22 protein-coding genes are annotated in these 24,033 nt (G+C 70.0%); 10 read left to right on the forward strand and 12 right to left on the reverse strand.

Going from position 1 to position 24,033, the window contains the following annotated elements:
• Positions 1 to 20 precede the first annotated feature (20 nt).
• The 5 genes from ACIA8E_RS12475 to ACIA8E_RS12495 all read right to left on the reverse strand — a co-directional run bounded on the left by ACIA8E_RS12475 (position 21) and on the right by ACIA8E_RS12495 (position 3,550).
• Positions 21 to 482, reverse strand: coding sequence for a universal stress protein (locus ACIA8E_RS12475; RefSeq protein WP_399297209.1), 462 nt, complete (start codon positions 480 to 482; stop codon positions 21 to 23).
• A 202-nt stretch (positions 483 to 684) separates the two neighbouring features.
• Positions 685 to 1,338: a class F sortase gene (locus ACIA8E_RS12480; protein WP_399297211.1), complete on the reverse strand. Its 654-nt coding sequence runs from the start codon at positions 1,336 to 1,338 to the stop codon at positions 685 to 687.
• A gap of 261 nt (positions 1,339 to 1,599) precedes the next feature.
• Positions 1,600 to 2,130, reverse strand: coding sequence for a hypothetical protein (locus ACIA8E_RS12485; RefSeq protein ID WP_399297213.1), 531 nt, complete (start codon positions 2,128 to 2,130; stop codon positions 1,600 to 1,602).
• A gap of 163 nt (positions 2,131 to 2,293) precedes the next feature.
• Positions 2,294 to 3,070 carry a hypothetical protein gene (locus ACIA8E_RS12490; protein ID WP_399297215.1) on the reverse strand — a complete coding sequence of 259 codons (777 nt, stop codon included), beginning with the start codon at positions 3,068 to 3,070 and terminating at the stop codon, positions 2,294 to 2,296.
• Positions 3,071 to 3,085: 15 nt separating this feature from the next.
• Positions 3,086 to 3,550: a hypothetical protein gene (locus tag ACIA8E_RS12495; protein ID WP_399297217.1), complete on the reverse strand. Its 465-nt coding sequence runs from the start codon at positions 3,548 to 3,550 to the stop codon at positions 3,086 to 3,088.
• Positions 3,551 to 3,754: 204 nt separating this feature from the next.
• Between ACIA8E_RS12495 and ACIA8E_RS12500 the strand changes: the two genes are divergently transcribed.
• The 3 genes from ACIA8E_RS12500 (at position 3,755) to ACIA8E_RS12510 (ending at position 7,924) form a co-directional block, all read left to right on the forward strand.
• Positions 3,755 to 4,732 (forward strand): SCO0930 family lipoprotein, encoded by a 978-nt coding sequence (locus ACIA8E_RS12500; protein WP_399297219.1) that lies wholly within the window; start codon positions 3,755 to 3,757, stop codon positions 4,730 to 4,732.
• A gap of 202 nt (positions 4,733 to 4,934) precedes the next feature.
• A complete protein-coding gene (locus tag ACIA8E_RS12505) occupies positions 4,935 to 5,753 on the forward strand; it encodes an SAM-dependent methyltransferase (RefSeq protein ID WP_399297596.1) in 819 nt (272 codons plus the stop codon).
• Positions 5,750 to 7,924 carry a putative bifunctional diguanylate cyclase/phosphodiesterase gene (locus tag ACIA8E_RS12510; RefSeq protein WP_399297221.1) on the forward strand — a complete coding sequence of 725 codons (2,175 nt, stop codon included), beginning with the start codon at positions 5,750 to 5,752 and terminating at the stop codon, positions 7,922 to 7,924. Before ACIA8E_RS12505 ends, ACIA8E_RS12510 begins: the two co-directional genes overlap by 4 nt.
• A 224-nt stretch (positions 7,925 to 8,148) precedes the next feature.
• Here ACIA8E_RS12510 and ACIA8E_RS12515 read toward each other — a convergent pair whose 3' ends face one another.
• The gene (locus ACIA8E_RS12515; protein WP_399297223.1) at positions 8,149 to 9,039 is read right to left on the reverse strand and encodes a LysR family transcriptional regulator; all 891 of its coding nucleotides are present in this window, start codon (positions 9,037 to 9,039) and stop codon (positions 8,149 to 8,151) included.
• Between the two features lie 95 nt (positions 9,040 to 9,134).
• On the opposite strand from ACIA8E_RS12515, the gene ACIA8E_RS12520 reads away from it, so the two are divergent.
• The 3 genes from ACIA8E_RS12520 to ACIA8E_RS12530 are packed head-to-tail and all read left to right on the forward strand — an operon-like array spanning position 9,135 to position 12,536.
• On the forward strand, positions 9,135 to 9,842 hold the full coding sequence (locus tag ACIA8E_RS12520; protein WP_399297224.1) for a succinate dehydrogenase: 708 nt from the start codon (positions 9,135 to 9,137) through the stop codon (positions 9,840 to 9,842).
• 1 nt (position 9,843) lies between these two features.
• A complete protein-coding gene (locus ACIA8E_RS12525) occupies positions 9,844 to 11,793 on the forward strand; it encodes a fumarate reductase/succinate dehydrogenase flavoprotein subunit (protein WP_399297226.1) in 1,950 nt (649 codons plus the stop codon).
• Positions 11,790 to 12,536: a succinate dehydrogenase/fumarate reductase iron-sulfur subunit gene (locus ACIA8E_RS12530; protein WP_399297228.1), complete on the forward strand. Its 747-nt coding sequence runs from the start codon at positions 11,790 to 11,792 to the stop codon at positions 12,534 to 12,536. Before ACIA8E_RS12525 ends, ACIA8E_RS12530 begins: the two co-directional genes overlap by 4 nt.
• Before the next feature lie 118 nt (positions 12,537 to 12,654).
• Here ACIA8E_RS12530 and ACIA8E_RS12535 read toward each other — a convergent pair whose 3' ends face one another.
• Positions 12,655 to 15,078: an ABC transporter gene (locus ACIA8E_RS12535; protein WP_399297230.1), complete on the reverse strand. Its 2,424-nt coding sequence runs from the start codon at positions 15,076 to 15,078 to the stop codon at positions 12,655 to 12,657.
• 169 nt (positions 15,079 to 15,247) lie between these two features.
• Here ACIA8E_RS12535 and ACIA8E_RS12540 point away from each other — a divergent pair, with 169 nt between their 5' ends.
• Complete coding sequence (locus ACIA8E_RS12540; protein ID WP_399297598.1) at positions 15,248 to 15,736, forward strand: hypothetical protein; 489 nt, start codon at positions 15,248 to 15,250, stop codon at positions 15,734 to 15,736.
• 58 nt (positions 15,737 to 15,794) lie between these two features.
• Here ACIA8E_RS12540 and ACIA8E_RS12545 read toward each other — a convergent pair whose 3' ends face one another.
• On the reverse strand, positions 15,795 to 16,010 hold the full coding sequence (locus ACIA8E_RS12545) for a dodecin (protein WP_399297232.1): 216 nt from the start codon (positions 16,008 to 16,010) through the stop codon (positions 15,795 to 15,797).
• 201 nt (positions 16,011 to 16,211) lie between these two features.
• Here ACIA8E_RS12545 and ACIA8E_RS12550 point away from each other — a divergent pair, with 201 nt between their 5' ends.
• From ACIA8E_RS12550 to ACIA8E_RS12560, 3 genes are all read left to right on the forward strand, one after another.
• On the forward strand, positions 16,212 to 17,468 hold the full coding sequence (locus tag ACIA8E_RS12550) for an extracellular solute-binding protein (protein ID WP_399297234.1): 1,257 nt from the start codon (positions 16,212 to 16,214) through the stop codon (positions 17,466 to 17,468).
• A gap of 417 nt (positions 17,469 to 17,885) precedes the next feature.
• The gene (locus tag ACIA8E_RS12555; protein ID WP_399297236.1) at positions 17,886 to 18,788 is read left to right on the forward strand and encodes a GNAT family N-acetyltransferase; all 903 of its coding nucleotides are present in this window, start codon (positions 17,886 to 17,888) and stop codon (positions 18,786 to 18,788) included.
• Positions 18,785 to 19,633 carry a lysophospholipid acyltransferase family protein gene (locus ACIA8E_RS12560; protein ID WP_399297238.1) on the forward strand — a complete coding sequence of 283 codons (849 nt, stop codon included), beginning with the start codon at positions 18,785 to 18,787 and terminating at the stop codon, positions 19,631 to 19,633. The genes ACIA8E_RS12555 and ACIA8E_RS12560 overlap by 4 nt, the downstream gene beginning before the upstream one ends.
• On the opposite strand, the gene egtD is transcribed toward ACIA8E_RS12560, so the two are convergent.
• Genes egtD through egtA form a run of 4 tightly spaced genes read right to left on the reverse strand, consistent with a single transcriptional unit; the run spans position 19,576 to position 23,969 of the window.
• Entirely contained in the window at positions 19,576 to 20,538 is a 963-nt protein-coding gene (gene egtD, locus ACIA8E_RS12565) for an L-histidine N(alpha)-methyltransferase (RefSeq protein ID WP_399297240.1), read from the reverse strand. The two genes, ACIA8E_RS12560 and egtD, sit on opposite strands and share 58 nt — an antisense overlap.
• The gene (gene egtC / locus ACIA8E_RS12570; protein WP_399297242.1) at positions 20,535 to 21,290 is read right to left on the reverse strand and encodes an ergothioneine biosynthesis protein EgtC; all 756 of its coding nucleotides are present in this window, start codon (positions 21,288 to 21,290) and stop codon (positions 20,535 to 20,537) included. The genes egtD and egtC overlap by 4 nt, the downstream gene beginning before the upstream one ends.
• Positions 21,290 to 22,639 carry an ergothioneine biosynthesis protein EgtB gene (gene egtB, locus ACIA8E_RS12575; RefSeq protein WP_399297244.1) on the reverse strand — a complete coding sequence of 450 codons (1,350 nt, stop codon included), beginning with the start codon at positions 22,637 to 22,639 and terminating at the stop codon, positions 21,290 to 21,292. Before egtB ends, egtC begins: the two co-directional genes overlap by 1 nt.
• A complete protein-coding gene (egtA, locus tag ACIA8E_RS12580) occupies positions 22,632 to 23,969 on the reverse strand; it encodes an ergothioneine biosynthesis glutamate--cysteine ligase EgtA (protein ID WP_399297246.1) in 1,338 nt (445 codons plus the stop codon). Before egtA ends, egtB begins: the two co-directional genes overlap by 8 nt.
• Positions 23,970 to 24,033 lie beyond the last annotated feature (64 nt).

Here is a 24,033-nt window from a genome sequence, read left to right on the forward strand (position 1 = left end):
GCCCCGACACCGTCGGCCGGTTACGGAACGACGGTGACGGGCCAGCGCCCTGCCTTCACCAGCCGGATCGCCACCGAACCGATGAACCGGTGCCCCGCCGACTCCGACGCGCCCACCACGACGGCGTCCGCCTTCAGCTCGTCGGCCGCGGTGACCAGCCCGTTGTACGGATCACCACGGAAGGTGTGGAACTCCCAGCGCACATCCCATATGTCCTTCAGCCGCTCGGTCGCCGCACGGATCTCGCTCACCAGACCCTCCGCGACCTCGCCGGTCGTGTCGGCGACCGGCGCTCCGAGCGCGGCACCCGCAGCCATCACGGGCTGCACATAGACGAGGGCGAGCAGGGCGTGCTGCCGACGGGCAAGCCCGGCAGCGTACGCGGCGGCGCGCATCGAGGAATCGGACCCGTCGAGGCCCGCGACGATCACCTTCGGACCGTCTGTGCCACGTTCGAACTGGTGGGGCTGCTGGTCTGTCACGGCAGTGAGGTTAGCCGCTCCCGCCGCCACCCTTGACCCGGGCTGCCCCGCCGCCGGGTCCGGAGCCGCCGGTTACCACGGGTGCGCTCCCTCCATCGGGTGCAGAGTGCTCCGGAACGAAGGATGCTGCTCCGACGACGCCTGCCTGGATCACGGTGCCGCACCGCAGCTGAGCGCGCGGTGGCGGCTGCTCGGCCCTGGATCAGTGGGTCGCGACCAGGCGGGCGAAGACGACGACACCGGCGTCGTGGCCGTCGGCTGTCGTGCAGCCGCCGGGGGTGATGAGCCGCAGCTCCGCCCTGTCGGTGTCGCTGTACACCCGGTCGCCGGGGAAGTCGGCGGTGGAGATCACCTCGACCCCGTAGACCTCGAACACCGCGACCCGGTCGTCGTGCCGTGGCACCTCGATCCGGTTGCCCTCCCTCAGCGAACCGAGGCCGTGGAACACGGCAGGTCCCGCCATGGTGTCGACATGGCCGACGAGAACCGAAGTGCCCAGCTGGCCCGGTGCGACGCCGTCGCGGTACCACCCGGCGACCTGGGGATCCTCCGGAGGGGGTGTGCCGAGCGAGCCGTCCGGCTCCAGGTTCACATCGACGAGCGGCGCATCGACCCGGATCGCAGGGATGACGACGCGTGAGGCGGCGGCGTACGCCAGCGGCCGCTCCGTGACGTCCGCCGGAGGTGCACCGGAGGCGTCCTGATGGCGGTGGGCCGAGGCGGCGACCGGCCGGGGCGGGCCCGGCGAGGGGTCCGGACCGTTCCGCACCAGGGCGAGGCCGGTGAGCAGTACCAGGGCGAGCGCGCCCCAGGGCGAGTATCTGGTCCGCTCGACGCGCCAGTGGTCCCGGCCCATGTTTCTCCCTTCGTCGCGACGCCAACGCTAGGCGTGCGGCGGCCGGGCGGCGATCAGGGAAGGGCGAATGGGTGGCAGGCCGAGAGGTCCTCCTCCGTGGAGCCGTGGCCGGATGACGATTCTGTCCATTCGTCATATGTGGCGCCGTCAGATCGACGGGTGCCGACGGGACATGTCGGGTCATCGGTCCGATGTGCCCGTCACCCCGGGTCCTGATCCAGGACCCGGGGCGACGGGCGTTCCACCGTAGGCTCGCGCCGTTCAGTGGTGGCGGCTCTCCCTCCGCCGGCGCACCACGAAGAGGGTGCCGGTGGTTGCGACCACTGCCAGTGCGGTACCGCCGACCACCTCCGCGGAACTCATGCGGCCGATGCCGCCGAGGCCACCTTGCACGCTGCGCGGCGCGATCGCCGTGGAGCCGGTGGGTGTGGGATTGCCGGCGGAGATCGTGAGGCGGATCTTCGCCGTGGAGGTAGGGGACGTGTTGCAGATGAACGTCACTTCATAGGAAGCGCCGGGTTTGGCATCCCAGTCGACCGTTGCCGCGGCGGTGCCCCCGCTGGGAATGGTGATGCTGTCGAAGACGCCCGAACTGGCCGTCGCTGCTTTTGAGCACCCCCGGGCGGCCAGGGTGACCTGGCCGCCCGGCGCGACCACCGACGGGGCGACGATGGGTCCGGTCGCGCTGGGCGCCTCCCCCGACATCGCGGCATGCGCGGTCGCGGCCGGAGCAGTCAGAGTGAGAGCGGTGGCGCCGAGCAGGGCGACGGGTGCGACACCTATGGGGCGCATGATGATTCCTCCGAGTCCCCGAGGAGCAGCTGCGGAACGGTTTCCCACAAAGCGTCAGATATGCACCTCGATGGGGGAAACGCTAGAAGTGCCGCATATCATGCGCGATCGGGGTCCGGCGAATGGGGCACGGGTGTCCCTCGGGCGGCGCACCGCCATGCCGTCAGGACGACGGCCCGTCCCCCGCGTTGGGGAACAGATCGAGGAACGGCGCGGCGGTGGCGGAGATGCCGCGGCCGAACGGGGAGTCGAAGTCCCAGATCAGGAAGAGCAGGAAGGCGATGAGCACGCTGAACAGCCCGGCCAGCAGCAGCTCCCGGAACGTTCTGCGGATCTGCAGGGTGAAGATCAGTCCGACGGTCACCAGCGCCCCGGTGATCAGACCGAACCAGACGACGCCCGGCATGGTGGCGCCGGCGCTCTGCCCACGGGCGCTGCGTGCGTCGTCGGCCGCGGCGACCTGGTCGACCAGTGGCTGATAGGCCTGCCCCTCGTGGTCGGTCTTCGGCCGGTATTCGGTGACATCGGCACGTACTCGGCCGAGGAGTTCCGCGCCCCGGTCGGTGAGATCTCCGTGCTCGCTCATCGCCTGCCACTCGTCATGGACGACATAGCTGACGTACGCGTCGACGTCGGCGCGGATCCGGGCGCGCACCTCGGCCGGGTAGACCGAGGAGCGGACGTTCACCTCGTGCAGTGCCTGGGCCTCCTGGCGTACGTACTCCTGGGCGGCGCTGCGGCCCTCCCAGACGCCCGCGATGGCGAGGCCGAGCACGATCGCGTACACCACGCCGATCATCATCGTCATGTACTCGATGACGTCAGGGGTCTCTGACGGGTCGTCGTCCTCCGCGATCCGGCGGTTGTTGAGGACGGCGATGGTCAGCACGACGGCGCAGGCCGCGGCCATGGCGAGGGTGAGAACAAGCCATTCCGACATGGGCTTCTCCGTGGGTCATCGGGAGCGGGGACGTAGCACGGCGACGGCGAACACCGCGGGGGCGGTGATCAGCAGGGTGAGTGTGACCAGGGAGGGGCCGTGCTGCGGGACCTTGCGCGGCGGCCTGCGGTAGGCGGGTAGCGCCACCGGCCTGGGCGGGGGTGGTGTGGGGCGTGCGGAGGGCGGGGGCGGCGGGGGTGGCGGCGCGGGCTCCGGTTCCGGTGCGGGTGGTGGCGGTGGTGGCGGTGGTGGCGGTGGGGGCGGTGGGGGTGGTGGGGGCGGTGGCTCGGGCCGGGGAGTTGGCTTGGGCGCTGGGCCCGCCTGGCAGTGCCCGTCGCCCGTCGTGGCGACCGCCGCGTTCCCGCCGCCGTCCCCGATCGAGGCGTACGAACAGTTGTCGGCCGCCGCAGGCACCGGGGCGGCCAGGAGCCAGATGAGTGCGAGGGCTGCGGTGAGCCGCCCCATGAGTGATCCGTACACGACGGGGAGCATGTTCCGGCTGGTGGGACCACACGCGGACCGCGGCCAGGATTCCCCTGATGGAGGGGACCTGGGGCGCTGGGGGTTTGCGGCTCGGGAAAATTCTGCGGACGCGTTGAACAAAGAAGCACCCGCCGCCCGTACCTAGGGCCATGAACGACGCGGACGTGCGTCGCAACTGGCGGAAGAATTACGGGAGTTGACATGAACACCTGGCGGAACGCCTCGCTCGCGGTGACCGCGGCGGCCCTGTTGGCGCTGACGACGGCGTGCGGTCAGGACAAGGGCACCGAGTCCCCCAACGGACAGAACGTGGGCAATGCGAGCCCGGCCGGGCAGGCGGGCAGCGGCTACGACACGGACAGCGGCTATGGCTCCGACACCGGCTACGGCTCCGATTCCGGGGCGCAGTCCGCCAAGTCGAAGCAGGCCGGACAGCTCGCGGCGTGGGACAGCAAGAAGCTCGGCAAGGTGCTGACGGACAGTGAGGGATTCACGCTCTACCGCTTCGACAAGGACACCGCGAGTCCACCGAAGTCGAATTGCGAAGGTGACTGCGCGAAGATCTGGCCGGTGGTCCCGGCGGGCAATGTCACGGCCGCCGCCGGTACCGACGACGCACTGATCGGCAAGGTCACCCGCGCGGACGGCACCCAGCAACTCACCATTGCGGGCTGGCCGATGTACCGGTATGCGAAGGACGCCAAGCCCGGCGACGCCAATGGGCAGGGTGTGGGAGGCACCTGGTTCGCCTCGGCTCCCGACGGCAAGAAGGCTGCGGTGAACGCCGACGGGCCGGCCGGTGGTGAGCAGGCTGATCTCGCGGGACTTTCGGTGCGAAAGGACCCGGAACTCGGGAACATCGTTGTCGACAAGCGCGGGATGACGGTCTACCGGTTCAAGAAGGACACTGCCTGGCCGATGAAGTCGGCCTGCACCGGGGCCTGCCTCTCGAAGTGGCCGGTTGTCGCCCCATTGGCCAAGAATGATGTTTCGGGTGTTACCACCAAGGGATTTGTCACCTTCAATCGACCCGACGGACTCAAGCAGCAGGCCATCGACTGCTGGCCCATCTATACGTTCTCCGGTGACACGAAGCCCGGTGACACCAACGGCCAAGGCGTCGGGGGCACATGGTACGCGGTGTCGCCCGAAGCAAAGCTCGTGGGCGCCCCGAAGTAACCTCACAACAGCCGTTCCGGACCGGCCCGTCGCTGAATGTCACACTTAGCGACGGGTCGGTTGCACATGCCACTGGTGTGTGACCGATAACGGACCGGTAATTTCCGTTTCCGCTCGCTCTCCTGGCGGTCGATCAGTAGCCTCTGGTCCACACTGACCATGAACATGGCCGGATCACCGTGGCGACTTGTTGGAGACATCGATGGAGCGTCCCGCCTGGGCACCGCAAGGCATTGACATATCGGTGCCGAGCGTGTCACGCATGTATGACTTCTATCTGGGCGGATCGCACAATTTCGAGGTGGACCGGGAAGCGGCCCGCAAGGCCATGGAGTTCATGCCGGGACTTCCCAAGATCATGCAAGCCAATCGCGCCTTTATGCGCAGGGCCGTGCGTCATGCGGTGAGTGAGGGCATCACTCAGTTCCTGGACATAGGTTCCGGCATACCGACCTTCGGCAACGTCCACGAAATCGCCCAGGCGGCCGACCCCGAGGCGCGAGTTGCGTACGTCGACCACGACCCCGTTGCGGTCGCGCACAGCCAGGCCGTACTCGAGGGCAACGACCGGGCGCTGATCGTCACCGCCGATCTGCGGCGCCCGCAGGAGATCCTGAAGAGCCGCGAGATCACCGAACTCCTCGACATGGACCGTCCGGTGGCGCTGATGCTCGTAGCCGTCCTCCACTTCATCGAGGACGCCGACGACCCGCAGACGGCCCTCGCCGAACTGCGCGCGGGGCTCGCACCCGGCAGCCTCGTCATCATCACCCACGCCTCGTACGAGGGCATTCCGCTCACCCAGGAGGAGGCGGGAGGTGCGGTCGGCGTCTACCGGAACATCCGTAACCCGTTGATCATGCGGTCGCGCGACGAGGTCGCCAGGTTCTTCGACGGTTACGAGATGGTCGAGCCCGGTCTCGTGGCGATGCCGGAGTGGCGTCCCGACACCTCCGTGGCGCAGGAGCAGGAAGACCCGTATGCGTTCTCGGGCTTCGCCGGAGTGGGACGCAAGGCGTGAGCATTCCCGCCCAGGCGTCCGACGCACCGGACGCGGAGCCCGACGGTCCCGAGGACCGGCTCCGAAGATTCGCGACGATCTGGAGCCGGGCCACCTTCCCGTCGACGGCCACCTCCATGACCCGTCCGGAGTTCGAGCAGCACCTGCTGCCGCTGGCCCGCAGACTGAGTGACATCCTGCACGCCCGGCCCTTCGACGCGGCGCCCGCGAACAAGGTGGGGGCCGCGCTCGTCGACGCGCACTGCACGGACCCGGAGGCGCTCAGCTCCACGCTCGGCGTCGTCGACTCGTACCTGGTGCTCTACTGCGGCGGCAATGGCCCGGTGGCACTTTCGACCGAGGACAGCCGGGCCCGCTGCGCCCGGATGCAGCACGCCCTCGCGGGCGGCTTCACCCAGGCGCTGCGGGAACGGACCCTTGCCGAGCAGGAGGCCATCGCCCGCTCGGCGCTGACCGCCCGCTCCCACGCCGAACAGGCCCTGCACGCCACGGAGGCCCGCTTCCGCGCCGTCTTCAAGGACGCCGCCGTCGGCATCGGGATCGCCGACCTGGAAGGCAACGTGCTGGAGGTCAACGACACCCTGACCCGGATGTTCGGCGGGCTCGACCACCATGTCCGCAGCCACAAGATCAACGAGTGGGTCCACCCCGAGGACTCGCCGTACGTGTGGAAGTACTACGAGGAGCTGGTACGCGGCGAACGCGAGCACTACCGGGTCGAGAAGCCGTTCTACCGCAACGACGGCACCGTGCTGTGGACCAACCTCACGGTGTCGCTGCTCCGCGACTCCGAGGGGCGGCCGGAGTATCAGCTGGCGCTGATGGAGGACACCACGGAGCGCCGGCTGCTCAATCTGCGGCTGCGCTACGAGGCCACCCACGACGCGCTCACCGGCCTGCCCAACCGGACGCTGTTCTTCGAGCGGCTGGAGAAGGCGCTGTCCGCCGACGACGGCAGCCGCTTCGGGCTCTGCTACCTCGACCTCGACGGTTTCAAGGCGATCAACGACAGCCTGGGCCACGCGGCAGGGGACCGGCTGCTCGTCGAGGTCGCCGACCGGCTGCAGAGCTGTGCGACCGCGCCCGGCGAAATGGTGGCGCGGCTCGGCGGCGACGAGTTCGTGGCACTGACCACCGGCCCCAGCACCGAGGAGGAGGTCGACGAACTGGCCGGCCGGATCCTCGGCGTACTCGCCACCCCGATCCGGCTCGACGGCCGCGAACTGACGGTGCGTGGCTCCATCGGCGTCGTCGAGGGACCGGCGGGCGAACGAACCGCCGCCGAAGTGCTGCGCAGCGCCGACATCACGATGTACCGGGCCAAGTCGGCGGGCGGCAACCGCTTCGAACTCGCCGACGCCGAGGCGGACGCTCGCGCCATCACCCGGCACGGGCTGACCACCGCACTGCCCGCCGCCCTGGAACGCGGCGAGTTCTTCATCGAGTACCAGCCGCTCGTGCATCTCGGCGACGGTACGGTGCACGGTGCGGAGGCCCTGGTGCGCTGGTGCCACCCGCAGCACGGCGTGCTCGGCCCGGACCGGTTCATCCCGCTCGCCGAGCACACCGGGCTGATCGTGCCGCTCGGGCGCTGGGTGCTGGAGGAGTCCGTACGGCAGGCCAACTTCTGGCAGGAGCGTCACAGCGACGGCGGCCCGCTGCGGATCAACGTCAACCTGTCGCCGACCCAGCTGCACCACCCGCAGCTGGTTGCCGAGACGGTCGATGTCCTGGAGCGTTCGGGGCTGGAGCCGAGGGCGCTCTGCCTGGAGGTCACCGAGTCCGCGCTCATCGGTGCGGACGACGATCTGCTGAAGCCGCTGCGTCAACTGGCCGAAATGGGCGTCGACATAGCGCTCGACGACTTCGGCACGGGGTACTCGAACCTGGCGAATCTGCGTAGGCTGCCGGTGAGCGTGCTCAAGCTGGATCGTTCCTTCACCCAGGGCATGCAGCGGCATCCGGCGGATCCGGTCGACCTGAAGATCGTCGAGGGGATCGTGTCGCTGGCGCACAGCCTGGACCTGGCAGTGACGGTGGAGGGCGTGGAGACGGGCGCCCAGGCGGAGCAGCTGCGGAAACTGGGCTGCGACACGGCTCAGGGGTGGTACTACGCGCGGCCCGGTGCGCCGGACCGGATCCACTCGTTGCTGCTGGCCGACGCGGTCTGAACGGGGAGCCGGGCCACCGGTTCCGTCCTAGGCCGTGTCTGACAAATCCCGCCTGGCGCGCGACGCCCGGCACGCGCACTCGCCGCGTTGCCGGAGTCCTCCGAGTACGCAGTACGAGGATGATCCTCCGCCTTGCAATTGCACGCACCGGACGCCGCGCGCCCCGCCCTGCGGGCGGACGGCGGCACTTCTCAGACACGACCTCGGTCGCCGGACGGGCTTGATCACCCCGTCCGGCTGGCCAGCAGTACCTTCTGCAGCTCCCGCGCCGCCCGTGGCGGCGCCACGTCACTGCGGTGCGCCAGCGCGATGGTGCGCCGCAACCCCGGCGGGGCCAACGGCGTCGTCCGCAGATCGCTCCCCGCCCGCGTCGCCACCATGCTCGGCACCACCGCCACCCCGAGCCCCGCCCGTACGAACCCGAGCACCGCGTCCATCTCGCCGCCCTCCACCGTGAACGACGGCTCGAAGCCCTCCGCCCGGCAGGCAGTCACCGTCAATTCGCGCAGGTCGTAGCCGTGCCGGAACATCACCAGCGGTTCGCCCTCCAGATGTGCGATCCGTACGCTCCCGCCCTTCCCGGGCCGCGGAGCCTCCGCCGCCGAGACCACCACCAGGTCCTCCTGGAGCAGCTCCACCGTCGTCAGTGCCGGAGACGCGGCAGGCAGCGGCAGCACCACAAGTGCGAGATCGAGCGCGCCGCGCGCCAGCTCCCGTACGAGGTCGTGCGAGCCGCCCTCCTCCAGCAGCAGCTGAATCCCCGGATGCCGGTCGTGGAAGGCGCGCAGCACGTCGGGCAGCAGCCCGGTGCAGAGGCTCGGCGTCGCGCCGAGCCTGACCCGGCCCCGGCGCAGCTGGGCCAGCTCCTGCACCTCGTGGCGGGCGGTGTCGGCGTCCGCCAGGATCCGGCGGGCGAGCGGCAGCAGCGCCTCGCCCGCGTCGGTGAGCGTGATGTTGCCGCGGGCCCGGCTGAACAGTTCCGCGCCCAGCTCGTTCTCCAGGGCCCTGATCTGCTGGGAGAGCGACGGCTGGGAGACATGCACCTCCTCCGCGGCGCGGGTGAAATGCCGTGCCTCGGCGACGGCCACGAAATACGTGAGCTGCTGGAATTGCATACACGCAGCATAAAGCTCGCGATAGGCTGTGCCTATGGATATGAGCCATACCATGTCTTGGACTGATGAGGCCCTTCCGTCCTAGCGTCGTGTCCATGGCGTTGGCAACCCGGACGGACCGACGGCCGTCCATGACGCGCACGCTCTGGGACTCGTCCGTCGGCAAGAAGGCGATCATGGCCGTGAGCGGCCTGATCATGCTCCTCTACTTGGTCGTTCACATGGTGGGCAACCTGAAGATCTTCTTCGGGTCCGGCGAGTTCAACCACTACGCCCACTGGCTGCGGACCTTGGGCGAGCCCTTCCTGCACTACGAGTGGGCCCTGTGGATCGTCCGGGTGGTGCTCGTCGCGGCCGTCGTGCTGCACGCCACCTCCGCGTACCAGCTGAGCCGTCGCGACATCAGGGCGCGCCCCAGCAAGTACGTCCACAAGAGGCCCCGCGCGAGCTATGCCACCCGCACCATGCGCTGGGGCGGGATCATCCTCGCCCTGTTCATCGTCTGGCACGTCCTCGACCTGACCACAGGCACCGTGCACTCCGGCGGCTTCCAGTCCGGGCATCCGTACCAGAACGTCATCGACACCTTCTCCACCTGGTACGGCAACGTCATCTACATCGTCGCCATGCTCGCCCTCGGACTCCATGTCCAACACGGCTTCTGGAGCGCCGCACAGACCCTCGGCGCGGGCAGAGCGACCCGCGACCGTGTTCTCAAGACCATCGCCGACGTCCTCGCACTGGTGCTGACGGTGGGCTTCATCTCCGTACCCGTCGCCGTCATGACCGGAGTCGTGAGCTGACATGACCGACTACTCGCACTACGAGACCGGTGCACCCGTCGTCGACACCAAGGCCCCCAAGGGCTCCGTCGCCGAACGCTGGGACACCCGCCGCTTCGAAGCCAAGCTCGTCAACCCGGCCAACCGGCGCAAGCACACCGTCATCGTCGTCGGCACCGGTCTGGCCGGCGGCTCGGCCGGGGCGACGCTGGCCGAACAGGGCTACCACGTCGTCCAGTTCTGCTTCCAGGACTCGCCCCGCCGCGCCCACTCCGTCGCCGCCCAGGGCGGTATCAACGCCGCGAAGAACTACCGCAACGACGGCGACTCGATCCACCGGCTCTTCTACGACACGGTCAAGGGCGGCGACTTCCGCGCCCGCGAGTCCAACGTCCACCGGCTCGCCCAGATCTCCGTCGAGATCATCGACCAGTGCGTCGCCCAGGGAGTTCCCTTCGCCCGCGAGTACGGCGGTCTGCTCGACAACCGCTCCTTCGGCGGCGTCCAGGTCTCCCGTACGTTCTACGCCCGCGGCCAGACCGGGCAGCAGCTCCTCCTCGGCGCCTACCAGGCGCTGTCGCGGCAGATCGCCGCGGGCAACGTCGAACTGCATGCCCGGACCGAGATGCTCGACCTGATCATCGTCGACGGCAAGGCCCGCGGCATCGTCGCCCGCGACCTGGTCACCGGGAAGATCGACACGCATTTCGCCGACGCGGTCGTGCTGGCCAGCGGCGGCTACGGCAACGTCTTCTACCTGTCGACGAACGCCATGAACTCCAACGCCACCGCCATCTGGCGCGCCCACCGGCGCGGCGCGTACTTCGCCAACCCGTGCTTCACCCAGATCCACCCCACCTGCATTCCGCGCACCGGCGACCACCAGTCCAAGCTGACGCTGATGAGCGAGTCGCTGCGCAACGACGGCCGGATCTGGGTCCCGAAGGCCAAGGGCGACAACCGGCCGGCGAACGAGATCCCGGAGGACGAGCGCGACTACTACCTGGAGCGCATCTACCCGGCCTTCGGCAACCTCGTACCGCGTGACATCGCCTCGCGCGCCGCGAAGAACGTCTGCGACGAGGGCCGCGGCGTCGGTCCCGGCGGACAGGGCGTCTACCTGGACTTCGCGGAGGCCATCCAGCGGATGGGCAAGGCCAAGGTGGAGGAGAAGTACGGCAACCTGTTCGACATGTACGCGCGGATCACCGCGGAGAATCCGTACGAGACCCCGATGCGGATCTACCCCGCCGTGCACTACACGATGGGCGGACTCTGGGTCGACTACGACCTGCAGACCACGATCCCCGGCCTGTTCGCGATCGGTGAGGCCAACTTCTCCGACCACGGGGCCAACCGGCTCGGCGCCTCGGCGCTGATGCAGGGGCTCGCCGACGGCTACTTCGTCCTGCCGTCGACGATCAACGACTACCTGGCCCGCAACCCGCACCACGACGACGTCGACGCATCGCATCCGGCCGTGGATGAGGCCCTCGCGGAGACCGAGGACCGGCTGAACCTGCTGCTCGCCGTCGACGGCGACCGCACTCCCGACTCCTTCCACCGGGAGATCGGCGAACTCATGTGGGAGTACTGCGGCATGGCCCGCACCGAGACGGGGCTGCGCAAGGCACTCGACCGGATCCCGCAGATCCGCGAGGAGTTCTGGCGTCGCATCAAGGTCCCAGGCACCGGTGACGAGTTCAACCAGTCCCTGGAGAAGGCCAACCGCATCGTCGACTACCTGGAGCTCGCCGAGCTCATGTGCCTCGACGCCCTGCACCGCGCCGAGTCCTGCGGAGGCCACTTCCGCGAGGAGTCGCAGACCCCGGACGGCGAAGCCGCCCGCCGGGACGAGGAGTTCTCGTACGCCGCCGCGTGGGAGTTCAGTGCCACCGGCGAAGCCCCCGTCCTGCACAAGGAAGACCTCGTCTTCGAGTACGTCCACCCCACTCAGCGGAGCTACGCATGAAGCTCACCCTGCGCGTCTGGCGCCAGAAGAACGCCGACGCCCCCGGCGCCATGTCCACCTACCAGGTGGACGGCATCTCGCAGGACATGTCGTTCCTGGAAATGCTCGACACCCTCAACGAGGAGCTCATCCTCACCGGCGACGACCCCGTCGCCTTCGACCACGACTGCCGGGAAGGCATTTGCGGCGCCTGCAGCCTTGTCATCAATGGCGACGCCCACGGCCCGGAACGCACGACCACCTGCCAGCTCCACATGCGGTCCTTCCAGGACGGCGACACGATCGACATCGAACCGTGGCGCGCCTCGGCCTTCCCGGTCGTCAAGGACCTGGTCGTGGACCGCTCGGCCTTCGACCGGATCATCCAGGCGGGCGGCTACATCTCCGCCCCGACCGGCACCGCACCCGACGCCCACGCCACCCCTGTGCCCAAGCCCGACGCCGACTTCGCGTTCGAGCATGCCGAGTGCATCGGCTGCGGTGCCTGCGTAGCGGCCTGCCCCAACGGCTCGGCGATGCTCTTCACCTCGGCGAAGATCAACCACCTCAACGTCCTGCCACAGGGCGCCCCCGAGCGCGAGACGCGAGTGCTCGACATGGTCGAGCAGATGGACAGCGAGGGGTTCGGCGGCTGCACGCTCACCGGGGAGTGCGCCACGGCCTGCCCGAAGGGCATCCCGCTGCCGTCGATCTCGGCCATGAACAAGGAGTGGCTGCGAGCGACCCGCAAGGTGCACCGCTAGGGCCTCTCGTTCGGATCGGGCCCCGCGAGCCCAGCCTGATCCGAACGAAAGACCCCAGAGCCTCTCCGCCGTTCCCGGTCCTGGGAGCCGCCCGCTCCCGGGACCGGAGGGCGAAGGCTCAGACCGGGCGGAGCGCCGCCGACAGGTACGGTGCCGTCCGGCTGTCCGCCGCACCCGCCACCTCCGTCGGCGGTCCCACGGCGACGATCCGGCCGCCCCGGTCCCCGCCGCCCGGACCGAGGTCGATCACCCAGTCCGCGCCCGCGACGACCGCCATGTCGTGCTCCACGACCACCACCGTGCTGCCCCCGTCGACCAGTCCGTGCAACTGCCGCATCAGCACCTCGACATCGGCCGGGTGCAGACCCGTGGTCGGCTCGTCGAGCAGATACAGGGTGTGACCACGACGGGTGCGCTGGAGCTCGGTGGCCAGCTTGATCCGCTGTGCCTCACCACCGGACAGCTCCGTCGCCGGCTGCCCCAGCCGCAGATATCCCAGCCCGACATCGAGCAGTGTCCGCAGACTGCGCTCCGCGGCGGGCGTCCCCGCGAAGAAACCGGCCGCCGACTCCACCGTCAGGTCCAGCACCTGCGCAATGTTCAGCCCGCGCAGAGTCACCTCCAGCGTCTGCGGGTTGTACCGCGCACCGTGACAGTCCGGGCAGGGCGCATACGTACTCGGCAGGAAGAGGAGCTCGACGGAGACGAACCCCTCGCCCTGGCAGGTCTCGCACCGCCCGCCCGCCACGTTGAACGAGAACCGCCCCGCCCGGTAGCCGCGCTCGCGCGCCATGTCGGTCCCGGTGAACAGCTTCCGTACGACGTCGAAGAGCCCGGTGTACGTGGCCAGGTTGGAGCGCGGGGTACGGCCGATCGGCCGCTGGTCGACCTGGACGAGACGGTCCACCGACTCCAGCCCCAGCGCCGATGCGCACCCCGGCACGGGCCGCTCGGCGGGGAGATCGGCGGTGGTGGAAGCCTGCCGGTCGGCGAGGGCCCCGGCGAGCACCTGGCCGACCAGGGTCGATTTGCCCGAGCCGGAGACACCGGTGACCGCTGTGAACACCCCGAGCGGGAACGCGGCGTCGACTCCGCGCACATTGTGCCGGTCGACACCGATCAGCCTCAGCCACCCGGAGGGCGTACGCGGCTCCCGCACCGGCGCCGGACCCCTGTCGAAGAGGAACCGTCGCGTCGCCGACTCCCGCACGTCCGCGAGCCCGGCCGGCGGCCCGCTGTGCAGCACCCTGCCCCCGTGCTCGCCGGCCAGCGGCCCCACATCGACCAGCCAGTCCGCCTGCCGCACCACATCCATCTGGTGCTCCACGACGAAGACCGAGTTCCCGGCCTCCTTCAGCCGCCCGAGGACCGCGAGCAGCGACTCGGTGTCCGCCGGGTGCAGACCGGCCGACGGCTCGTCCAGCACATAGACGACCCCGAACAGCCCCGACCGCAGCTGGGTGGCGAGCCGCAGTCGCTGCAGCTCGCCGGAGGACAGCGTCGGAGCCGTACGGTCGAGGCCGAGATAGCCGAGACCCAGCTCGGTCACCGTCTCGATCCGGGCCAGCAGATCGGCCGTCAGCACCCGCGCGGTGTCGTCGCCACCGGCAGCCGACAGCACCTCGGCGAGATCCGCGAGGGGAAGTGCGGCCAGCTCGGCGATCGTACGGCCCGCGAAGGTGACGGCCATCGCCTCGGGGCGCAGCCGGCTGCCGCCGCAGACCGGGCAGGGGACACCGGCCAGGAAGCGCTCGGCCTTGGCCCGCAGGGTGCGGCTCTTGGAATCGGCGAAGGTGTGCATCACATAGCGCCGTGCACTCATGTACGTGCCCTGGTAGGGGCGCTGGATCCGGCCCGCGTCACGCACCGGATGGACCGTCACCACGGGCTGCTCGTCGGTGAAGAGGATCCATTCCCGGTCGTTCGCGTCCAGCTCGCGCCAGGGCCGGCCGATGTCGTACCCCAGGGTGTCCAGCACATCGCGCAGGTTCTTGCCCTGCCAGGCGCCCGGCCAGGCCGCGATCGCACCGTCGCGGATCGACAGCGACGGGTCGGGGACGAGTAGCTCCTCCGTGGTGCGATGGATCAGGCCCAGCCCGTGGCACCCGGGGCAGGCCCCGGCGGCGGTGTTCGGCGAGAACGCGTCGGAGTCCAGCCGCTCGGCGCCGGCGGGGTACTCCCCGGCGCGCGAGAACAGCATCCGCATCGAGTTGGACAGCGTGGTGACCGTGCCCACGGAGGAGCGGGCGCCGGGCGCGGACCGGCGCTGCTCCAGGGAGACTGCGGGCGGCAGCCCCGTGATCTCACCGACCTCGGGCGCGCCGACCTGGTGGATCAGCCGGCGGGCGTACGGGGCGACGGACTCGAAGTAGCGGCGCTGAGCCTCGGCGTAGATCGTCCCGAAGGCGAGCGAGGACTTCCCTGAACCGGAGACGCCCGTGAAGACGGTGAGGGTGTCGCGCGGGATGTCGACCTGGACGTCCTGCAGATTGTTCTCGCGGGCGCCGCGCACCCGAACGTACCGATCGTGAGGGGTGGGCATGCGCGTGGGACTCCGTACGGATCGGGACAGGGCTGACACCTGAGGGCAAACAGCACGATCCTAGGCGTCGATGGTGGCCGGGCCCGAGAGGAGGCCTGCCGCAGGCCGTTCGAAGCCACCCGGGAGCCCGGAGGTGGACGCGTTGTCTGTCGCCCAGGACACTGGAGGCGTGATGGACGACGCCCGGCCGCTGGCCGTATTCGACCTGGACGGCACGCTCGCGGACAGCGGCCACCGGCAGCATTTCCTGGAAGGAGCCCGGCGTGACTGGGGCGGTTTCTTCGCCGCCGCCGTCGACGATCCGCCGCTCGACGAGGGCGTGCGGCTGGTGCTGAGCAGCGCCGAGGAGTGCGAGATCAGATATCTCACCGGACGGCCGGAGCGCTGCCGCCGCGACACCGTGGCCTGGCTGCAGGAACAGGGCCTGCCCGAGGGGCGGGTGTACATGCGCCGCAACGACGACCGCCGGCCGGCCCGCCACACCAAGCTGGAGATCCTGAAGCGGCTGGGCCGGGAGTGTGACGTGCGGATGCTGGTCGATGACGACGAGCTGGTCTGTGATGCGGCCGAGCAGGCCGGGTTCGCCGTGGTACGGGCCCGCTGGGCGGTGGCCGCGCCTTCGATGCGGGACGCGCAGGAGCGCGAAGGGCGTACGTGACGCCGTCGAGCCGGCTCGGGTCACGTCGGGCCGGCTCGGCTGTGCGCGTTGCGCCGGCTCAGCTGCTCCCGTCGAGCCGGAAGCCCACCTTCAGGCCTACCTGGTAGTGCTCGATACGGCCATCCACGATCTGCCCGCGCACCTGGGTGATCTCGAACCAGTCGAGATTGTGCAACGTTTCCGAGGCCCTTGCGACGCCCCTGCGGATGGCGTCATCGACCCCTTCGTGGGAGGTTCCTACGATTTCGGTGACCCGATAGGTGTGGCTTGACATCGTGTGTCTCCTTTCGTCTCTACCACGGTGCCCCATCCGGCCCTGGTGCGCGAGGGGTCGGGGTGGCGAACGTGTCGTGAACTGGCCTTGACCAATTGAATGGTCCATACCAAAATCCAGCCACGCCCGTGCGAGCACCGCCCGCAGTCCCCCCACACCGGGTCCTGTACCAGTCGTGCTGTTTCGCAGAAGGTGACCCCTGTGAAGAACCGCGTACTCATCGGCGCTGTCGCGCTCGTGTCCACCGTTGTGCTGGGTGGCTGCGGCTATCTCCCCGGCTCGGGTGGGTCCGGCGACAAGAAGGTCACGATCTGGCTGATGAAGGACAGTGTTTCCGCCGATTTCCTGGACCGTTTCACGAAGTCGTACGAGGACGAGCACCCCTCAGTCGAACTGGAGTTCAAGATTCAGAGCTGGAGTGGAATCGGCCCCAAGGTCACCGCGGCCCTCAAGGGCGAGGACACCCCGGACGTCATCGAAGTCGGAAACACCCAGATCGCCCAGTACGCGGAGAGCGGCGGTCTGCGCGACCTCACCCTCGAATCGATGCGTGACCTCGGCAGCGATGACTGGCTGCCCGGCCTCGCCGAGCCGGGCAGCATCGAGGGCATTCAGTACGGCATCCCCTGGTACGCGGCCAACCGTGTGGTGATCTACAACAAGGATCTCTTCGAGCAGGCAGGCATCAAGAACCCGCCGAAGACCCGGCAGGAGTGGGTCGAGGACAGCCGGGTGCTCAATCGGGAGGGCAACCAGGGCATGTATCTCGCGGGCCAGAACTGGTACGTACTCGCCGGGTTCATCTGGGACGAGGGCGGCGACCTGGCCAACGACAACGGCGGCGAATGGGAAGGCGCCCTGGACACCCCCGCCGCACTCAAGGGCATGGCCTTCTACAAGGAACTCCAGTCGTACGGCAACGGCCCCAAGGACGCCGACGAGGAAAAGCCTCCGCAGACCGACGTGTTCGCCAAGGGCGATGTCGCGCAGATCATCTCCGTGCCGGGCAGCGCAAAGCTCATCGAGCAGAAGAACCCCGAACTCAAGGGGAAACTGGGATACTTCCCGATCCCCGGCAAGACCGCGAAGAACCCCGGCTCCGTGTTCACCGGCGGTTCCGATCTGATCGTTCCGCAGAAGGCGGCCGAGCGCAGCGCCGGCATAGACGTGGTCAAGGCGCTCGCGGGCGAGAAGTGGCAGGAGGATCTCGCCAGGACGATGAGTTACGTACCGAACAAGCCGACCCTCGCCCATGTCATCGAGGGCCAGGCGGGCACCGCGGCCATGGCCGAGGGCGCCAGGCGTGGGCGCGCCACCCCGAGCTCGCCCCAGTGGGCGGCTGTCGAGGCCGACAACCCGATCAAGCCGTACATGACGGCTGTCCTGCAGGGCGGTGACCCGCTGGAAGAGGCCAGATCCGCTTCGGAACGGATCACCGGCGAGCTCGCGGGCAGCTGAGGGGCAGCTCGATCGGTGCACGGCAGGGTGCTAAGGTTCTTCGTTCGGACCAGGCTGGGCTCGCGGGGTCCGTCACACACATCTGCGGCGTTGTCGTCGGTCTTCCCCGAGCTCTCGGCTTCGCTCGAGCAGGGGAGACCTCATTCGCTCCGCGTGGGCTCCTTCCTCCGCCTTGCGGCTGCACGCACCACGGTGACATCAGCCGCTCCGCGGCGGGCCGCTCCCTGATCCAGCCCGATCCAAACGAAAGACCCTAGGTCCGCCGCCCGACACCTCGGGATTCAGCCGTCGCACATCCAGGCTCTCCACAGCGGTCACGTCGAATCCAGCCGGTCAAGGAAGAAGTAAGGGGCCGGGCCGTCGCAGCAGTGCGGCAGCCCGGCAGCCGCCCTTGCCGATCCGTCCCCGGAGACCGTCATGAACGCGCTTCCCACCCCACCACTCGTCGCCGGACCGTTCACCGCCACCCCCTCCGTACCGCAGCAGCCCGCCCCGGTGCAGTCCGCCCCGGCGCTGTCCGAGGCTCCGGCCCCGTCCGACAGCCCTGCCCCGCCGCTCTACCGGGTCTCCCTAGCCGTCAGCCCGGAAGACGTGCGCGCCGCACAGCGGTTGCGTCACCAGGTCTTCGCCGGTGAACTCGGCGCCCGGCTCGACGGCCCCGAACCCGGCCTGGACAGCGACGCCTTCGACGCGTACTGCGACCACCTGCTGGTACGGGAGGTGGCGAGCGGCGACGTCATCGCCACGTACCGGCTCCTGCCGCCCGAGCGGGCCCGGATCGCCGGACGTCTCTACGCGGAGAGCGAATTCGATCTCGGCCGCCTCGGCCCGATCCGCGACGATCTGATCGAGGTCGGCCGCTCCTGCGTCCACCCGGCCCACCGGGACGGCGCCGTCATCGCCCTCATCTGGGCGGGCCTCGCCCGCTACATGGAGCGCAGCGGGCACAACTGGCTGGCCGGCTGCTGCTCGATCTCCCTGGCCGACGGCGGCGTGCTGGCCGCCGACTCCTGGGACACCGTAAGGACGAAGTACCTGGCCCCCGAGGAGTACTGGGTCACCCCGCACCGTCTCTGGCAGCCCACCGCCGCCACCCGCCCCACCGGAGCCGTGGGTGCCGCCGGTGCCACCCCCGCGCGCACCGGGCTCGCCGCGCTCCCGCCGCTGCTCCGCGGCTACCTGCGGCTCGGCGCCTGGGTATGCGGTGCGCCCGCGCACGACCCGGACTTCAACGTCGCCGACCTCTACGTACTGCTGTCGTTGCGCCGCACCGACCCGCGCTATCTGCGCCACTTCCTTTCGCTCGCTCCGCTGACATGAGCGTCTGGCTGCCCACGGCACCCTGCACCCCGCACACCTGCGCCGGTCACACCGGCCCCGTGCGCGGCCGGCTCCTGGCCTGCGCCCTGCTGATCACGGGATGCACCTTCGTCCTCGTAGGCGTGTTGTGCTTCCCGGCCGTGCTGCTGCTCGGCCGGGCACCGCGGGACCGGTTGATCCGGTGGTGGGCCTACGGGGTGGTGCGTGCGTTCGGCGTACGGGTACGGGTGATCGGCCGACCACAGTCGCCGGCCGGAGAGGCGCGCGTCGGCGCACTCGTTGTCGCGAACCACATCTCGTGGCTGGACATACCACTCGTCGCCGCCGTGCTCCCCGGCCGGATGCTCGCCAAGAGCGAGATCCGGCGCTGGCCGCTGCTCGGTGCGCTCGCCGCTCTCGGCGGCACGCTGTTCGTCGATCGCGACCGGCTGCGGGCGCTGCCCACGGCCGTGCGCGACATAGCGGGGGCGCTGCGCGACGGGGCCCGGGTGGTGGTGTTCCCCGAAGGCAGCACCTGGTGCGGGCGCGGAACCGGCGGCCGGTTCCGGCCCGCCGCGTTCCAGGCCGCACTCGACGCGCACGTCGATGTCCGCCCGGTACGCATCACCTACCGCACCGCGCGGCCGGACGAACCGGCAGCAGGCGCCGCCGCCTTCGTCGGGGACGATCCACTCACCGCCTCACTGTGGCGCGTGGTCACGGCGGCCGGACTGACCGCAGAGATCCGCGTCCTGCCGCCGATCCCCGCGGGCACGCTGCCCGGCCGCCGTGCGCTCGCCCGGGCCGCTCAGACCGCCGTGGCCAGCGACAGCGCGAAGCGGTCCGCGGAATCCGTCCACCACTGAGTCAGCTTCAGCCCCGCCGGGGCGAGCTCGCCCCGGATCCCCTCCTTGCGGAACTTCGCCGACACCTCCGTGCGCAGGCCCTCGCCGGCCTCGAACGGAACCACCAGATCCAGCCCGGGGATCTTCACCGTCAGCGCTCTGCGGGCCCGCAGGCGCATCTCGATCCACTCCTGCCGCCGGTCCCACAGCGCCACATGGTCGAAGTCGGCCGGGTCGAAGTCCGCGCCCAGCTCCCGGTCGACGACCGTCAGTACGTTCTTGTTGAACGCCGCCGTCACTCCGGCCGCATCGTCGTACGCCGCGACCAGCACCTCCTCGTCCTTCACCAGATCTGTGCCGAGAAGCAGCGCGTCGCCCGGCGAGAGCAGCGACCGCACGGATTTCAGGAACACCGCCCGCTCGTCCGGCAGCAGGTTGCCGATCGTGCCGCCCAGGAACGCGACCAGACGCGGTCCCGGCGTGTCGGGCAGCACGAGCTCGCCCGTGAAGTCGGCGATCAGCGCGTGGACCGAGAGATCCGGCCGTTCCACGAGCAGCGCCTCGGCCGCGCCTCGCAGCGCGCTCTCGCTCACATCCACCGGCACGTAGCTGTGCAGTCCGGGCAGCGCGTCGAGCAGGTGCCGGGTCTTCTCCGACGAGCCGGAACCCAGCTCGATCAGGGTCTTCGCCCCGGACGCAGCGGCGATCTCCGGCGCGCGGGCGACCAGGATCTCCCGTTCGGCGCGGGTCGGGTAGTACTCGGGGAGCCGGGTGATCTCCTCGAAGAGCTCGCTGCCGTGCGCGTCGTAGAACCACTTGGGCGGCAGCGCCTTCGGGTGCCGGGTCAGACCGTGCAGCACATCGGCGCGCAGCGCCGCGTCCGTCGCGTCCACCGGCAGGGTGCGGGTCAGCAGAAAGGGACTCACTCGGTGGGCTCCTTGAGCGGGGTGAGCAGAACGTCGGCGCGGGTCGCGACCAGCAGAGTGCGGTCGGGGACCTCTTGCCAGTGCGGATCGTCGTCGTAGGGTTCCGAGGCCACGACCGTTCGGTGGCCCGGCTCGGCCAGGTACCACAGGGTGTCGCCCCAGGCCGTCGCCACGATCGTCGTACCGTCGGTGAGCAGCAGATTCAGCCGCGAGCCGGGCGCCGCTTCCGCGACCTCGCGCACCGTGTCGGCGACCGCCTGGGGCACGTCGTCGCCATCCGCGGCCCGGTGCCGCACCAGTGCCCAGATCAGGGCCGAGTCGCAGCGCGCGGCAAGGGCGAGGAGGTCGGCCGGGGGCAGCGTGGCGGCGAGCGCCGCCAGTGATCCTGGCCAGCCCTTCACCGCGCCGTTGTGGCTGAACAGCAGCCGCCCCGCGGCGAACGGCGCAGCCGCAGCCTCACCGTCCGCGTCCCTCTCGGTGGCGTCCCGGACGGCCGCGAGCAGCGCCGTGCTGCGTACGACTCTGGCCAGATCGTCGAACGACTGGTCGGCCCAGATGGGTCCCTGGCGCCGGTAGCGTCCCGGGACCGGGTCGCCGTCCGCGTACCAGCCCACGCCGAAGCCGTCCGCGTTGACCGTTCCGTACTTCTGACGGCGCGGTTCCCAGGACTGGCGGACCAACGCGTGGGGCGGACGGGTCAGCAGGTCAGCGAGAGCCACGGGTGGCCCAAGATAGGCAATATGGCGGCACATCAGAGATCCTTCGCGGTATGGAGGTCCCTCGCGGTACGGAATCCGGAGAAGATCTGGCGCCGCACCGGAAGGTCCCAGTTCCGGAACGTGCCCCGGCAGGCCACGGTGTCCACGGCGAACGAGCCGCCGCGCAGCACCTTGTGGGCGGGCCCGAAGAAGACCTCCGAGTACTCGCGGTAGGGGAATGCCGAGAAGCCCGGATAGGGGAGGAAGTCGCTCGAGGTCCACTCCCACACATCGCCGATCAACTGCCGTACTCCGAGCGGTGACCGACCCGCCGCATACGCCCCGGCGGGTGCGGGCCGCAGATGGCGCTGGCCCAGGTTGGCCCGCTCGGGGGACGGGTCCTCGTCGCCCCACGGATAGCGTCGTGAACGCCCTGACGCCGGGTCGTGGCGCGCCGCCTTCTCCCACTCGGCCTCGGTGGGCAGCCTGCGCCCCGACCAGCGGGCGTACGCGTCCGCCTCGTACCAGCTGACATGGAGTACCGGCTCGTCGGCGGGCACCGGTTCGGTCACTCCGAAGCGGCGGCGCAGCCACTGGCCTCCGTCCCGGTGCCAGAACAGCGGGGCGGTCAGCCGGTGCTCACGGACCATCGCCCAGCCCTCGGGGGCCCACCACCGCTGGTCGGTGTAGCCGCCGTCCTCGACGAAGCGCTCGTACGCGCCGCAGGTGACCGGCGCCGTGTCGATGAAGAACCCTGGCACCTCACGCACATGGGCAGGGCGCTCGTTGTCGAGCGCCCACGGCTCGGTCGACGTACCCATGGTGAACGGGCCACCGGGAACCATGACTTCGGCGGGCAGTGAGGCCGCGTCGGTGGGCCGCGGCGGCTCCGGTGCGGTGAGCACGGCCGGACCGGATCGCAGCTGATGGGTGATCAGCATCGTCTCGTCGTGCTGCTGCTCGTGCTGGGCGATCATTCCGAAGGCGAAGCCGGCCTCCACGAGCGGGCGGTCACCGATCAGGGCGGTGCTCTCCAGGACGTCCAGGGCCCTGCCGCGCACCTCCGCGGCATACGAGCGGGCCTCGGCAGGCGGCAGCAGCGGAAGAGAGGGGCGGCTGGCCCGCGGATGCTCGAAGGCGTCGTACAGCCCGTCGATCTCGGGGCGCATCGCCTCCCGCCCGGCGACGACGCGCAGCAGCCACAGCTCCTCCTGATTGCCGATGTGGGCGAGGTCCCAGACCAGGGGCGACATCAACGGCGAGTGCTGGGCCGTCAGGTCACGGTCGTCGACGCTGTCGGTGAGGAGCGTGGTGCGATCCCGGGCGGTGAGGAGCGCCGCGAGAGCGCGCTGCCGCAGCGCCTCCGTGTCGAGATCGGGCGTCGGGGTTGCGGGGTCAGTCATGAGCGGGCTTTCCTTCCCTCATCCGGACGGAGCGCCGGGGCGCCGCATGCACCGAGGGCATCGCGAGCAGTTCGGGCAGGTCGTCGGCCGGACATCGGCCCCGGGCGACGAAACGGTCGTGGAAGACCGCCACCGCCTGCTGAACGGCCTCGGACGCACCCAGTCGGGGCAGAGCCTCCAGCGCCACTTCGAAGCAGGTCGCGGCCGTCACCCGCAGTTCCGGGTCGGACAGGCCGGCACGGGCGGCGCCGACCCAGAGCGGATTGCGCGGAGCGGACCGCGCGCCTGCTATCTCGGCCAGAGGTTTGACGGTGCGGTACACGGTCTCGGCAGCCTCGGGGTCGTCGAACAGAGCGGTGGTGACGGCGAGCGGCACGAGCCATCCGTCGTCACCGAACTGTGCGTCGATCATGCGCAGTTCGAGATGTCCGCGCGGGCGAGCCGGCGGAAACAGCGTGGTCATGTGGTACTCGAGATCGGCGCGCGTCGGCGGCCGCGGCGCGCCCGTACGGATCCAGTCCCGGAAGGTCAGACGGGCCGGCACGGCCCACGGCGCCTCGTCGCTCCGGATACACATCACCGGGGCGTCGAGCACATGCGTGGCCCAGTCGTCGCGCGGGGCGGAACGGCCCGGCGGTGCCAGGCTCCGTACCGGATCGAGGTCGGCCCACAGCGACTGGCGGGTGGACCGCCATCCCGTCGGCCGGCCCTCCCGGTACGGCGAGTTGGCGAACGCCGCCACCAGCACCGCACCCAACAGATGCACCAGCTGCCAGCGCCGCCCGTAGCCGAGCGGCCCCGGCTCCTCCTCGCCGGCGTCCAGACAGACCTGGACGGACGCGGTGGAGCACATCATGGCGCGACCCGCCGGTCCCGACCGGTCCAGCGAGGCCTCCAAGGCGTCGTAGCGGGGCTCGTGCAGCAGACGACGCGGCGGATGCCACGGATCGACACCGAGACCGACCGGTACGAGGTCCAGCCGGCCGAGCGCGGCACGTACGGCGGCCAGGTCGGTGGCCATGGCATCGATACAGGCCATCAGGGAGTCCGCCGGCAGCGAGCTGAGCTCCAGCTGTCCGCCGGGTTCGAACGTGAGCGCCGCACTCAGCGGCAGCGCGCCCACGGCGGCGACGGCCGCGTCGATACGGTCGTGGGCGACCGGGGTACGGGGCCGGTCACGGTCGTGAATGAGCCATTCGAGCTCGACACCGACCGTCCGGGGCGGGCCGGTCTTGAAGCAGATGCATCGCAGTAAATCCTCCGCCTCGCCCTCACCGAGAGGGCGGTCGTAATCGGTCGGACCGTGGCCGACGGGTGCGTCCGGTGACATGCCGGGGCCTCCTTTTTCGGTACGTCCGTACCACCCAAACCCTTGCAGGGAGATCGCACAAGGG

Source organism: Streptomyces sp. NPDC051664 (assembly GCF_044453545.1).
Classification (GTDB): Bacteria; Actinomycetota; Actinomycetes; order Streptomycetales; family Streptomycetaceae; genus Streptomyces.